A 13802-nucleotide genomic window follows, 5' to 3' on the forward strand; every position below is an offset into this window, starting at 1 on the left:
ATGGGGAAGCGTCGGGGCTACTTGTTGGCCGGAAAGACCGGAGTGTAACCGGCGCGGCGGGCGGCCTTGGGCCACACGGTCACGCGCTCGGGCTTGCCGTCGACCTTGGCCACCTGCACGATGACGATGCCGGCGTTCTTGTTCTGGCCGTCCTTGTCGAACTCCACGCCGTCGTAGGAGACGATCATGGCCGGGCCGGAGGTGAGATTGGTGGCGGCCAGGGCTTCGCGGATCTTGGCCGGGTCGGTGGAACCGGCGCGCTCCAGGGCGTCGGCGATGACGTACATGGCGGCGTAGGCGTCCACGGATTCGCCGGTCAGGTCATAGCCGTACTTCTTCTTGAACTTGGCGTTGGTTTCCTTGGCGCCGGGCTTGTTGACGTCGGTGTTCCACTCGACCTCGTCGAAGATGCCGTAGGCGGTGTCGCCGGTGTTCTCCAGGAACTTGGGATCGGCGTGGCCGCCGCCGCTGGCCAGCACGACCTTGGGCTTGACCTGCATCTCGGCCATGGTGTTGGTCAAAAGGATGGCGTCCGCGGCGTTGGAGACGAGCATGACGACGTCGGGGTTGGCGGACTTGAGCTTGGTCACGACCGGGGTCAGGTCCGTGGCCGTGGACGGATAGGGCTCGTCGAGGACGATCTGGTAGCCGTCCTTCTTGGCCAGCTCGCGCCACTTCTCGGCGAAACCGGTGCCCCAGTCGCCGTTTTCGAACACGAAGGCGATGGTCTTGAGCTTGGTTCCGGTCTCTTCCTGCATGTCCTTCAGGAAGCGGAACTGGTCGCGCACCCACCAGGAGTCCTTGGCGGCCACGCGGAAGACGTTTTTGAAGCCGCGTTCGGTGATGGTGTCGCGCACGGCCACGGGCACCACGAAGGGGATGCCGTAGCGCTCGGCCACCTGGGTGGCCGGGTAGGTCACGGCGGAGTTCCAGCAACCGGTCATGAGGTTGACCTTTTCGGTGTTGATGAGGCGCTCGGTCTCGGTCACGCCGACGGTGGGGTCGGATTTGCTGTCGGCGTAGACGAGTTCGAGCTTGGCTCCGCCCAGGGACTTGATGCCGCCGGCGGCGTTGATCTCCTCCACGGCCATTTCCCGGGCCTGCTTGCCCTGGACGCCGACCGAGGCCGACGGGCCGGACAGCGGCTCGACGTTGCCGATTTTCACCACCTTGTCGGCGGCGCCGGCCGGCGAGGCGGCCAGGTACAGGCCCAGCGCCGCGGCCAGGCAGCAAGCCAGAAGCGATCCCTTGCCCTGCGTTTTCATGCCTTTCCCCTTGGTTGACGGTTGCTGTCGGTCGGGCCTTGCCTATTTGCCGAGGCTCTTGGAGACCTCGCGGATGCCGCTTTCCATGATGTCCAGGCCGCGTGAAAGCTGCTCGTCGGTGATGACCAGCGGCATGAGCGCCCGGATGCAGTTGCCGAAGTTGCCGCAGGAGAGCACGAGCAGGCCGTGGTCCTGGCAGTACTTGACCACGCCCTTGGCCGCCTCGGGACACGGGGCCTTGGTCGTGCGGTCGGAGACGAACTCCAGGGCGCGCATGGCCCCAAGGCCCCTGGCGTCGCCGATGAGCGCGAACTCGTCCTTCCAGGCCTCGAAGCGGGCGGCCAGCGTGTCGCCCAGGCGCACGGCGGCGGCCAGCAGGCCCTCCTCCTCGATGGCGTCGAGCACGGCGATGCCGGCGCGGCAGGCGAGCGGGTTGCCGCCGTAGGTGCCGCCGATGCCGCCCACGTGGACGGAATCCATGATGTCGGCCTTGCCCACGACGCCGGCCAGGGGCAGGCCGCCGCCCATGCTCTTGGCCACGCTCATGAGGTCGGGCTCCACGCCGAAGTGCTCCATGGCGAACATCTTGGAGGTGCGGCCGAATCCGGACTGGACCTCGTCGGCGACGAACACGATGCCGAACTCCTCGCAGATGGCCTTGAGCTTGACGAAGAATTCCGCCGGCGGCACCACGAAGCCGCCCTCGCCCTGGACCGGCTCGGCGATGATGCAGGCGGTCTGCTCGGCGGCGGCCGTGCCGATGAAGAATTCGCGCATCTTTTCCGCGCAGGCCACGCCGCAGTCGGGGTAGGACAGGCCCAGGGGGCAGCGGTAGCAGTAGGCGTAGTAGGGGTACTGGTAGACCTCGGCGGCCATGGGGCCGAAGGCGTACTTGTAGGGCTTGACCTTGCTGGTGAGCGACATGGCCAGAAGCGTGCGGCCGTGGAAGGCGTTCTTCATGGCGATGACGCCGGCGCGGCCGGTGTGGCAGCGGGCGATCTTGACCGTGTTCTCCACGGCCTCGGAGCCGCTGTTGACGAACAGGGCCTTTTTGGGACTTTTGCCGGCGGCGGCCTCGCACACGCGCCTGGCCAGCTCCACGTAGGGCTCGTACAGGGTGATCATGGAGCAGGTGTGGAGGTACTTGTCGGCCTGGTCCTTGACGGCGGCCACGACTTTGGGGTGGCAGTGGCCGACGTTGAGCACGCCGATGCCGCCGACGAAGTCGATGAATTCGCGGCCTTCGACGTCTCGCAGCATGGCGCCCTGGGCGGATTCGACGAAAAAGGGCGTGGCGTTGGGATGGCCCTTGGGGACGTAACGATCGCGGAGCGCCTGGAGTTGGCTCGCTTTGCCGGAAGTGTTCACGGAGCATCCTCGAGGTTGGCGGTTTTGGGCGAAAGCGCCTTGTGGTCATTGGCACCGAAACGTCAGCCAGAGTTTACAGCAAGAACCACGCCAGAGGCTCTTTTAAAAATTATCATGTTATTTTAGTATGTTGTAAAAGTCGTCCTCCGCTTGCATCCCGGCGCTGATTCTCTTTTGAATCGGCAAATTTGTAAAAATCATGTTGCTGTCGATGGTTGGCGTTGATTCTCTGATGAATCGCAAGAAGTCCGCTTCGGGTCGCCCGGGACGCTGACCGCCGGACCACGGGCGCGACGCAGCCGATGCGGTCGAAAAACAGTGAGGAAGCAAAGCCGGTTGGGGGAAAACGCCCGAGGTGGAGATCGGGAAAAAAGTCCGTCGCGGGCGCGGCGACGGATAACGTCTGATTCAGAAACGAATCAATCCCGGGTCAGAGCGTACCGTTTGAGCTTGCGTACCACGGTCGCCTGGCTCACGCCAAGATAGGCCGCCATCTCCCGCGTGGTGCGGCAGGCGGCCATGGCCTCGCGCAGCCGCCGCTGGAGCGTCTGGTCCGTGGACTCGGACAGGCTGCGCGGCGCGACGCCGGAGGCGGAGGCGGCCGCGTCCCCGGCCAGGGCCTCCTCCAGGGCGTCGGTCAGGTCGTCGTCCTCGCTCATGACGAAGGCCTTCTGGACGATGCTCACGAGCTCGCGCACGTTGCCCGGGAAGTCGTAGGCCTCGAGCAGCCGCATCGCCCGGGCCGAGAGCCGCTTGGCCTTGCCGTGGCGGGCGTTTTGCTGGGCCAGGTAGAATTCGGCCAGGCCGAAGATGTCGTCGCGGCGCTCGCGAAGCGGCAGGATGCGCACCAGGAAGGTGTTGAGCCGCTAGTAGAGGTCCTTGCGGAAAAGCCGTCGTTCGACCAGCCCCTCCATGTCGCAGTTGGTGGCCGCCACCACCCGGCACTCCACGACCCGGGACTCGGAGCCGCCCAGGCGGCGCAGTTCGTGGTCGTCCAGGTACTTGAGCAGCTTGGCCTGGACCGAGAGCGGGATGTCGCCCACCTCGTCGAGAAACAGCGTGCCGCCCATGGCCAGCTCGATGAGCCCGGCCTTGCCGTTTTCCCGCGCCCCGGTGAAGGCCCCCCGCTCGTAGCCGAAGATCTCGGCCTCGAAGAGGTTTTCCGGCACCGCCGGGCAGTTGATCTGGATGAAGGGTTTTTGCGCCCGGGGGCTCACCTGGTGCAGGAACTTGGCGAGCAGGCCCTTGCCCGTGCCGGATTCGCCCAGGAGCAGGATGCGCGAGACGTCCATCTGGGCGAGTTTTAAAAGCGTGCGCAGGGTGCGCTGCATCTGCGGGCTGCGGGCCACCAGGTCCTTCTGGGACAGCTCGTAGAGCGAGAGCTCGGCCAGCTCGCTGCGGTAGCGCTCCTCCACCTTGCGGGCGTGCTGCAACCCCTGGCGGAGGTTGTTGAGCTCGGTCACGTCGCGCTCGTTGACCACCACCAGGGCCACCTTGCCGTCCGCGCCGAGCACCGGCGAGGCCGTGACCAAAAGCTGCTTGCCCGTGCGGGTGATGTGCTGGATCATGCTGGCCTGCTTGCCCGTGGCCAGCACCTCCAGGGTGGCCGAGCGGTCCACCATGCCCTCGGCCACGATGCAGGCCACGTCCTTGCCGATGTAGCCCTCGGCCTCGATGGAGTTGAGGCGTTCCGACGCGGCATTGATCTCCAGGATGGTGCCGTCGCCCGAGCAGATCCAGATGCCGTCGGACACGGAGTCGAGGACGGAGCGCAGGCGGTCGCCGATGGGCCCGCCGCAGGAGCCGCCGCCCGGGCCGCACGCGATGGTCGCGCCGACCACCCGGCCGTCGCGCTCGATGGGCGTGACCCAGGCCCCGAGGGTCTGGCCGTCCTCGGCGGCCTGGACCCGGCTCGGCAGGCCGGAGGCGACGACGGCCGACACCTCCCGCCACAGGGCGGGCCGGGCCAGGGGCAGGGCCGCTCCGGGCGAGGCCGTCTCCGGTCCGAAAAGGGCGAGCGCCGCCGCGTTGGCCGAGGCCACCCGGCCGTCGGCGTCCACGGCCAGCACCGGGGCGGCCAGGGCGCGCAGGATGTCGGCGTCGTTGAAAGGGGCTGCCATCGAGGACTCCGCAAAAATGTCGCCGTGGGGACGCGGGGCCGTCCTTTTGCCCGCAAAGTGTCATGAAACCAAGGTTCGAGGCAACCCGCCGCGGGAACGGAAAGCCCCTTGCCGCCGGGCGGGCCGGGCGGGGCCCCCCTTGCGCGGCGCGGGCGTCCGGGCTTATAGGCCTTGACCCAATGGGTCCCGGGCCTGTTGCGCGCCGTTCCCCGGCTCCGGATTTTTACGGAGAATATTCTGTTTTTGCAAATTTCGAGCGGCGAAACGACGGCGCGCCCGTGAGGCAAGGCAATCCCGCAAGGGAATTTCGTCAACGCAAGCACAGGGGGAATCTCATGTTGCAGCTTTCCAATCCGCAGCTTTTCCGCGAAGGCTGCCTTGTCGACGGCGCCTGGGTGGCGGCGGCAAGCGGCGAGACCATGGCCGTGACCAATCCCGCGGACGGGAGCCTCGTCGGGCATGTGCCCCAGCTGTCCGAAAAGGAGATCGAGGGCGTCATCGCCGCGGCCGACCGGGCCCGCAAGCCCTGGGCGGCCCTGGCCGCCTCCCAGCGCGCCGCCGTGCTGGAGAAATGGTACGACCTCATCATCGCCAACGCCGACGACCTGGCCCGCATCCTCACCACCGAGCAGGGCAAGCCGCTGGCCGAGGCCAAGGGCGAGATCCTCTACGCCGCGTCGTTTATCAAGTGGTTTTCCGAGGAGGCCCGGCGCGTCTACGGCGACGTCATTCCCGCGCCCACGGCCGACAAACGGCTCTTCGTCATCAAGCAGCCCGTGGGGGTGTGCGCGGCGATCACGCCCTGGAACTTCCCGGCGGCCATGATCACCCGCAAGGCCGGGCCGGCTCTGGCCGCCGGCTGCGCCATGATCGTGCGTCCGGCCGCCCAGACGCCCTTTTCCGCCCTGGCGCTCGGCGAGCTGGCCGTGGCCGCCGGCGTGCCGGCCGGCGTGTTCCAGGTCGTCACCGGCAAGTCCCGGGCCATCGGCGCGGTGCTGACCGGAAGCGACACGGTGCGCAAGCTGTCGTTCACCGGCTCCACCGAAGTCGGCCGCACCCTCATGGCCCAGTGCGCCCCGACCATCAAGCGCATCTCTTTGGAGCTCGGCGGCAACGCGCCGTTCATCGTCTTCGACGACGCCGACCTCGACGCCGCCGTGACCGGGGCCATCGCCTCCAAGTACCGCAACGCCGGCCAGACCTGCGTGTGCGCCAACCGGCTCTACGTGCAGTCCGGGGTCTACGACGCCTTCGCCGCCAAGCTGGCCGCGGCCGTGGCCGCGATGCCCATCGGCCGGGGCGACGCCCCGGGCGTGCTGGTCGGCCCCATGATCGACGCCAAGGCCGTGGAGAAGGTCGAGAGCCACATCGCCGACGCCGTGGAAAAGGGCGCGAAAGTGCTGCTCGGCGGCAAGCGCCATGCCCTCGGCGGCCAGTTCTTCGAGCCCACCATCCTCACGGGCGTGACCAGCGCCATGCGCGTGGCCAGGGAAGAGACCTTCGGCCCCCTGGCCCCGCTTTTCAGCTTCGAGACCGAAGCGGAAGTGGTGGCCGCGGCCAACGACACCGAGTACGGCCTGGCCGCCTACTTCTACACCGAAAACGCCCGCCGGGCCTGGCGCGTGGCCGAGGCCCTGGAATACGGCCTCATCGGCCACAACACCGGGCTCATCTCCAACGAGGTCGCGCCCTTCGGCGGGGTGAAGCAGTCCGGCATCGGCCGGGAAGGCTCCAAGTACGGCATGGACGAGTACCTGGAGATCAAATACATCTGCTCCCAGATCGGCTGATCGCGAAACAAGGGAAACGCTCGCGCCGGCCGGAGGGGCTCGCCCTTCCGACCGCCCGCCCTGGAAACGCATCGCGCCCCTGCATCCGGCGTCCTGGAGACGCCGGATGCAGGGGCGCGTCTTCGTTTGATTTTTCCGAAAGCCCGGAGGCGTTGCGCGATCTGGCGCGATAACCGCCGCCCGGCTATTTCCCCTGGGGCAGGAAGTACTTGCCGTCGCGCAACGTGCCGAGCCTGCGCACCGCCTCGCCCAGGCCGCGCAGGGTGACGTAGGCCACCTCCTTGTCCTTGGCCAGCAGGGGCAAGAGCGCCTTCCACTGTTCGTTGGTGAATTCGTCCGGGCCGTGGGAGTAGAGGCTGAGCATGCCGCCCACTTCTTTGGCCTTCTTGAGGAACGCCTCGACCTTTTCCTTGAATTCCGGGCTGGCCGGGTCCGTGCCGAAGGCGTCGCGGGGCTTGACGGCGTAGATGCGGTAGAGGTCGTAGCCGCCCGGCGCGCCCAGGGCGGCGTTGCCAGCCGTGCCCACGCGGCCGCAGTCCATGCCGAGCTCCGCCGCCGCGGCGCGCGACACGGCGTCGCTGACCAGGAACGGAAAGACCATGGACGTGGCCGGATGGTCGGGCAGGCCGGCCTTGATGTCCTCGAGCGCCCCGGCCATCTCGTAGCGGGCGCTGGCCGTCCCGTCCACGAACAGGGGCACCAGGCCGTTTTTGAAAAAGACGTCCACCTTGTCCTTGGCGGCCAGAAACCGCGAGCGGATGTTGGCGTAGTAGGGGTCGCCGAGCTCCGCCGTCACGCCGCGCACGTCGCAAAGCGCGTCCACGAGCTGCTTGAGGCTCGGGGTGCGTCCTTCCTCGGACAGGTCGAAGGCGGCCGCGGGTTCGGATTTGTCGTCCACGAAAAGCCGCAGCGTGGGCTTCTCCCCATCGATGACCAGGAAGGCGGATTTGGCCGCCGGATTGAAGTAGCGCAGCCGGATGACCGGTCCCGGGGCCACGGACACGTGGTCGCGGGTGTGGTTGGCCACTTCGTGGCCGGCGGCGATGCGCCGGGACATGAGGGCGTAATCCTCGGGCGTGGCCTTGGCCGTGTTGAGCGCCAGGGTGGTCTTGACGCCGAAGGCGTCGGCGTCCTCGGACAGGCGCGACCAGAGGTCGAGGTTCGGCAGGTCGTCGATGACGATGGCCACGTAGGCCCGGGGGCCGGTTCCGGGCAGGGGGACGCCGCGCGTGGCCGGGGAAAGGCCCTGGGCCAAGGCGGGAACGGCCTGGGCCGCCAGGACGAGACAGGTCAAAACGAGGCCGCCGGCCAAGGCGGCGAAACGGATGCGCACGCGGACTTCTCCCTTCATTTTCTGAGGCTGGACAGGAATTCGAAAAGCGACGGCGTGTTGCCGCCGAGACGCCAGACGGCCAGCCCGGCGAAGCCCGCCTGGCGGCCGGCCTGCCACAACGTGCCCAGGGTCTGGCCGTCGGCGTGCCAGACCTCGTGGTCCTTTCCCGTGCCGTCGCGGTAGCGGGCGACGAGGTAGCCGTCCCCGGCCGAGCGCGTCGGCGCGGCGGCCTGCTGCGCCAGAAGCGCCCGGGCCTCGGCCTCGGTCAGTTGCCTGGCGGCCTTGGGGCCGGTCCAGTCGAAGCCGCCCGTGGCCAGGGCCAGGGTCGTGGACGAGAGCGCCCCGAGGGCGCGCAGGGCGGCGGCCTGCTCGGCCAGAAAGGCCGGCGTGGCCTTGGGGCCGGGGCCGGAATGGAAGCCGTAGAGGTTGTAGCCCATGAGCACGTATTGCGGCCCGGGCGGCAGGGGGCGCGAAAGGTAGCGGCGCTGGGGCTGAAGCAGCACGGACAGACGCAAGCCCGAGGCGTTGGCGCGTTGCCAAAGCGCGGCCACGAAGTCCAGGAAGGCCGGCCAGTCCGCCTCGGCCACGTTCTCGTAATCGATTTCCAAGCCCTGGAAGCGGCTGTCCCTGGCCAGGGACAGCAGGGCGTCCAGGTGTCGGCTTCGGGAGTCGGGTGTGGCCAGCAGCCGGGAGACGAGCCCAGGATCCTTGAGCTTGTTGCCCTTGCCCGAGGGCGTGACCACGTCGTTGACCACGGTGAGGTAAGCCGGCGTGCCGCCGAAGACGGCGGCGGCGTCGCGGCCGAGGACGCGGGCCCAGTCCGGGGACAGGGCCGGTCGGTCCTTTTCGTCGAAGCTGGCGGAAAAGACGCGCACGGAATCGAAAAGTCCCTGGTGGGCGCGCCATTCGGTCAGGCCCCGGGCCAGGTCCCAGTCGGCGATCCAGGTGGTGATCTCCGTGCCGGCCGCCGTTGCCCGGGCCGGCGCGACGAGAAACAGGGCGGCGCAGACCAGGGCCGCCGCCAGGGGGAGTCCCCGGCAGGCGGCCTGGATGATCTTCAGAATATGTAGCTGATGCCGGCCCATGCTTCGCTGAGGTTGTAGGTGGGGGTGCTGAAGTAGGAGTACTTGACCGAGAGCTTTAGCCGTTCCCGCATGGTGATGTCCATGCCCGCGTTGGCCCGCCAGATGTTGCGCCAGTCGTTGTTGCGGTCGCGCGACGGGCCGTAGCCGGCGCTGCCGTTGATGTTGAACCAGCGGGTCGGGGAATAGCCGAAGGAGCCGTAGGCCAGGTGGGTGGCCAGGTCCAGGGGGGCCCAGTACTGGGGCGGGTTGCGGTCGCTGTTGGCGAACTGGAAGGCGTAGCCCAGGGAGAACAGGGGAAATTCGAACAGCCGGGCCAGCAGCCGGCCGTCCACGGAGCTCGTGTTGTTGCCGTCGGTGCGCGAGATGCCGTGGAGGTTGAGGAAGAGGTCGTAGTAGTCGAATACCCGGTTGTGGGTGAAAAGGCTCAGCCGGTTGGCCATGATCTGATCGGAGATGGCCTCCACGGTGTCGATGCGCTCGTGGGCGGCCTGCAGGTCCCAGGTCCCGTCCACGGGCAGCCCCTTGGGGGCCAGGGGGCCGTGCACGGTGGCCATGCCGTTGATCCAGGTCGACGGGCCGGAGTCGGTGTTGGTGAGCTGACCCTGGGCTTCCAGCCAGAATTCGGGGTGAAAGAACCAGCGCGCCCCCACGGTCAGGTCCTCGCCGTCGAGGTGTCGGGTGCGCCGGGAGTGCAGCACGTCGTAGACGTCCGAGGCGGCGAGGGAGCCGTTTTCCAGGGTGTTGGAAATGGCCTTGAGCATCTTGCCCCGGCGCTGGAAGCTGTCCAGGGACCACTGGATCCGGCCGGTCCTGGCGAAGACCAGCAAGTCGTCGCGCAGGTGGACGTCGCCGCCCAGGCCAAACCACCCGTACTGGCGGTTGTCGCTGTCCCACCAGGTGGTGGCGCTGGCCTCGACCCTGGGGCGGGTGCGCAGCTCGGCCCGGCCGAGCTGGACGTGGGTGCGCGGGGCGTCGGGGGCCTCTTCCACGGCCTTCTCCGCCCGGGCCACGGCCACCGGGTCGTCGTGCATGTAGTAGGCGTTGACCGCCCGGTGGTAGGTCAGGTCGGCCGGGTTGACCTTGAGGTCGGCGGCTTCCTTGAAATAGTTCTCGGCCTGTCCGAGCTGCTCCTGCCAGGAATAGACCTTGGCCAGCTCCAGTGACACCTGACGCATGGGGTTGGCCTGCTTCAGGTAGCGGCCGAGTCCCGCCGCGTCCAGGGACGGGGACACGGCCTTGGCCGCGATGCGCCGGGGATCGGACACGGGCGTCCAGTAGCCCTCGGGGGTGAGCTCGAAGGCCAGTGGAAAGGCCTCGGCCACGGCCTTGGCGTAGCCTTCCCGGCCGGCGGCGTCCGCGCCGAGGGCTTCTATGGGCGCATCTCCGCCGGGATAGAAAAAGACCGGCCGGGCGCTGCCGAGGATCTCGCTTCGGGGGTCCAGGGCCTTGAGCCGGGCGGTCAGACGGGCGGCCGCCGCGCCGGGGTCGGCCGCGTCCCCGGCGACCGCGCCGCCGGCGGTCCAAAGGCCCGTGGGCCGGCCGTCGGCGCTCGTCACCGTGGGCGGCCGGTGGTCGGTCAGGGCCAGGCTCCAGCGGCCCGTGCCCACGAGCCGGCGCACCTGGGCCAGGTCCGGCAGGTAGGGCGTGCCGTCGGCGAGGGATTCGCCGCCCACCACCAGCAGGGCCTTGCCGCCAACCTCGGCCAGGAGCGCGTCGATCTTGTCGAGAACCGGGCCGGCGGTGCGGTCCACCAGCAGGGCCACGCGCGGGGCCAGGTCGACGTCGCGCTTCTTGCGGGCCTCCTCGCCGGCCGGGCGCGCGGCCAGCTCGGCCACGTCGAGGAACCGTCCACCGGCCGCGGCCACGGCGCGCAGGTGCTCGGCCAGCTGGGACAGGCGCACCTTGCCGGCGGCCTCGGCGTCGCGCACGTCGGCGTAGTAAAGGCACAGGACAGGGCTGCCCGGGCCGAAGTCGCGAATTTTCTCCAGGGTCGGGAAGGCCGGCCGGTAGTCGTGGTCCGCGGCCGCGGCCACGGCGTAGTGCAGGCGCAGGGTGGCGTTGTCCGGGGCCACGGTCATGAGGTTCTGGGCGGCCTCGTAGGCCTTGGGCGCGTCGCCCGTGTACTGGTGGATGTTGAAGATGCCGCGCAGGGCCGGCAGGTAGACCGGGTTTTTCTCCAGCAGCCCCTTGTAGTGGGCCATGGCCGCCTCGTACTTCTCCTGGTCGAGCAGCGTCTGGCCGTACATGTTCTGGATGGTGACCGAGTCCGGGTCCTGTTCCAGGTAGCGCCTGGCGTAGCCCTCGCAATGGGCCGGGTCCTTGGCGAATTCGGCCGCCTCGGCGGCCTGGCGCAGGAGTTCCTTGTCGTTGGGGTTGCGGGCCAGGCCGATCTCCGCCTGGCGGATGGTTTCCTGGTACTGCCCGAGCGACAGCAGGGCCTCGCAGACCACGCCGCCGAGCAGCGGCGAGGCGGAAGCGGCGTAGGGCGCGGACAGGGCGGCCACGGTCTCGGCGTAGCGGCTCTGGCGGTTCAGCGCCAGGCCGAGGCCGGACAGGTAGTCCAGGGAATCGGGGTTGACCGCGAGCATGGCCCGGTACAGGGCCTCGGCCCCCTTGGGGTCGCCGAGGTCCAGGCGTGCGGCGGCCGCGGCGCTGAAGACGGCCTTGTCGCCCTTGGCCGTCTTGTCCTCGAACCAGGCGTCAACCCGCCGGGCCTCGGCGAAGCGGTCGGCGGCCACGAGCAGGTTGACCACCCGAAGCCGTAGCGTCGCGTCGGCCGGGGAGAGGTTCACGGCGGCCTGGAACCGGCTCAGGGCGGCGGCCTTATCGCCGTCGAGGAGGGCGAACTCGCCCAGGGCGTACTCGCGGTCGAAGGGCGGGGCCTTGGCCATGGCCGCGTCCAGGAGCTTTCCCGCTTCCGCGTCCTGGCCCTGCCGTTTTTTTACTAAAGCCAGATAGAGCATGGCCTGGGTCTGGCCGGGATCGGCCGCCAGCGCCTTTTGCAGGAACGTCGCGGCCTCGTCGAGCTTGCCCGCGTTCCAGAGCGACCGGCCCGCGCCAGCCCAGACCGGGGCCATGGCCTTGGCCGAAACGCCTGTGGCCCAGGCCGGGGGCGTGAGGACGAAATAGGCCGCCGCGAACTGGTAGTCCACGATGGTGCGGGCCAGGCGCAGGTAGACCTCGCCGGCCAGGGCCGGGGTCAGGACGGCCCGGGTCAGGCGGCCGTCGGCGTCGAAGCCGGCCACCGGGGCCTGGCCGAGGCCGCCGGCCGGCAGGGCGGCCAGGGCGCGCAGGCGGTTGAGCGCCGCCTGGGACTTGCCGTCTTGCAGTTCGGCCATGGCCAGGAGCAGGTCGGGATAGGGGCCGGCCGGCCCCTGGGCCAGCACCTTGCCCACCAGATCCCAGCGGTTGCCGGCGGCCAGGGACCAGGCGAGCCCGAGCGGCGTCACCTCCGGGGCGTGGGCGCGCAGCAGCGCCATGGCCTCGGCCGCGCGGCCGGTCTCGACGAGCAGCGGCACGATGCGGGCCACCAGCGGATCGCTGGCGGCCAGGCCGTCGTCCAGGGACTGCTTCCAGAAGGACAGGGCCATGTCCTGCTTGCCGGCGGCCCACAGCCGCCAGCCGATGTCGCGCAGGATGGCCGGGCGCACGTCCAGGCCTTCGATGAGCCCCTCGATCCGGCCGATGCAGCTCGCCGGGTCGCTTTTGGGGCCGATGCGGCCGACCCAGGCGTCGGCCAGTTCGATCAGTTGGTCGCGGAAGGGGCGGCGGTTCTGGATCTGGCGGAATTCCCCGGTCGCGGCGGTCAGGTCGCCCTTGCGCCAGGCATCCATGGCCAGGCCGAAGTGCAGGCCGTCCTGGTCCGGCGCGTCGCGCAGCTTCTCCTCGAAGGCCTCGGCGGCGGGCCCCTGGCCCGAGGCCCGCAGGGCGAAGAGGTACTGGCCCTGGTAGACCGGGCTTTTCGGATTGAACTGAAGGGTCTTTTCCAGGAACTGCGCCGCCCGGACGTAGTCCTTGGAGGCCAGGCGGGCGTCGGCGATCCAGCCGGCCCAGAGCCCCACGTCCGGGGCGTTGCGCCACTGCGTTTCCCAGAGGTCCGCGGCCGCGCCGGGCTGTCCCTGGTTGTAGCGCACCCAGCCGAGCTCGCCCGTGACGGCCACCGGGTCGTAGCCGTTGGCCAGGGCCTTGTCGAGGAGCGCCTGGGCCAGGTCCAGGCGCTTGTCGGCCAGGGCTTCCTTGCCGGCGAAAAATTGCAGGGCGGCCACGACGTCCTTTCGCGCTGGAATGTCCGGGGCGTCGGCCAGGGCGCGCAGGGAGCCGGGGTCGCCGGCGGCGTAGCCGGCGGCCAGGGCCTTGACGGCCTGGCCGTCCGGCCCGGCCGGCTTCCAGGCGGCCAGGAACCGGGTCAGGTCGGCCTTGGCCTTGGGCCGGGACAGGAGGTCGATGACGAGCGCGCCGGCCATGCCCTCGCCAAGCCCCGCCACATACTGCGAAAGGCGCGGCTGCCCGCCCTCGCCCAGGCGCAGCAGGGCCGAGAGTTCGAGCACGTTGGTTTCCAGGTCCCCTGGCTCCACCCGGATGGCCACGGCCAGGGTCTCCAGCGCGCCGGCGTAGTCCTTGGCCGCGATCTGCAGGGAGGCCTTCTGTCGCCACAGGGGCGGATAGGCCGGGTCCTGGGCCAGGGCCTGGGCGACGAGTTCCATGGCCTGGGCCGTCTGGCCCCGGGCGGCGGCCTGCTGGGACTGGCGCAAAAGCGTCACCACCGAGGCGTCGGCGGCCGAGGCGGCGGTGGGCGCGGCCAGGACGAGCGCCATGAGCAGAAGCAGTGTCTTGGTCATGGC

The 13802-nt window shown here is 69.4% G+C and carries 8 protein-coding genes; 1 reads left to right on the forward strand and 7 read right to left on the reverse strand.

Translation table 11 applies throughout. The annotated features are described in order from the left end of the window. Positions 1 to 17: 17 nt before the first annotated feature. The 4 genes from Q1K70_RS06975 to Q1K70_RS06990 all read right to left on the reverse strand — a co-directional run bounded on the left by Q1K70_RS06975 (position 18) and on the right by Q1K70_RS06990 (position 4753). On the reverse strand, positions 18 to 1265 hold the full coding sequence (locus tag Q1K70_RS06975) for an ABC transporter substrate-binding protein (RefSeq protein WP_300157257.1): 1248 nt from the start codon (positions 1263 to 1265) through the stop codon (positions 18 to 20). A gap of 42 nt (positions 1266 to 1307) precedes the next feature. Next, entirely contained in the window at positions 1308 to 2633 is a 1326-nt protein-coding gene (gene gabT / locus Q1K70_RS06980) for a 4-aminobutyrate--2-oxoglutarate transaminase (protein ID WP_300157259.1), read from the reverse strand. A 419-nt stretch (positions 2634 to 3052) separates the two neighbouring features. Next, the gene (locus tag Q1K70_RS06985; protein ID WP_300157261.1) at positions 3053 to 3481 is read right to left on the reverse strand and encodes a hypothetical protein; all 429 of its coding nucleotides are present in this window, start codon (positions 3479 to 3481) and stop codon (positions 3053 to 3055) included. A gap of 18 nt (positions 3482 to 3499) precedes the next feature. Then, positions 3500 to 4753 (reverse strand): sigma 54-interacting transcriptional regulator, encoded by a 1254-nt coding sequence (locus Q1K70_RS06990; RefSeq protein ID WP_300157263.1) that lies wholly within the window; start codon positions 4751 to 4753, stop codon positions 3500 to 3502. A 335-nt stretch (positions 4754 to 5088) separates the two neighbouring features. Here Q1K70_RS06990 and Q1K70_RS06995 point away from each other — a divergent pair, with 335 nt between their 5' ends. Next, the gene (locus Q1K70_RS06995; protein ID WP_300157265.1) at positions 5089 to 6543 is read left to right on the forward strand and encodes an NAD-dependent succinate-semialdehyde dehydrogenase; all 1455 of its coding nucleotides are present in this window, start codon (positions 5089 to 5091) and stop codon (positions 6541 to 6543) included. A 184-nt stretch (positions 6544 to 6727) separates the two neighbouring features. Here the strand turns inward: Q1K70_RS06995 and Q1K70_RS07000 are convergent, their stop codons facing one another. Genes Q1K70_RS07000 through Q1K70_RS07010 form a run of 3 tightly spaced genes read right to left on the reverse strand, consistent with a single transcriptional unit; the run spans position 6728 to position 13799 of the window. Further along, positions 6728 to 7876 (reverse strand): polysaccharide deacetylase family protein, encoded by a 1149-nt coding sequence (locus Q1K70_RS07000; protein WP_300157268.1) that lies wholly within the window; start codon positions 7874 to 7876, stop codon positions 6728 to 6730. Positions 7877 to 7890: 14 nt separating this feature from the next. After that, the gene (locus tag Q1K70_RS07005; RefSeq protein ID WP_300157270.1) at positions 7891 to 8961 is read right to left on the reverse strand and encodes a glycosyl hydrolase; all 1071 of its coding nucleotides are present in this window, start codon (positions 8959 to 8961) and stop codon (positions 7891 to 7893) included. Further along, on the reverse strand, positions 8934 to 13799 hold the full coding sequence (locus Q1K70_RS07010; protein ID WP_300157272.1) for a tetratricopeptide repeat protein: 4866 nt from the start codon (positions 13797 to 13799) through the stop codon (positions 8934 to 8936). The genes Q1K70_RS07005 and Q1K70_RS07010 overlap by 28 nt, the downstream gene beginning before the upstream one ends. Positions 13800 to 13802: the final 3 nt, after the last annotated feature.

It is taken from the genome of Solidesulfovibrio sp., from assembly GCF_029978005.1.
Classification (GTDB): Bacteria; Desulfobacterota; Desulfovibrionia; order Desulfovibrionales; family Desulfovibrionaceae; genus Solidesulfovibrio.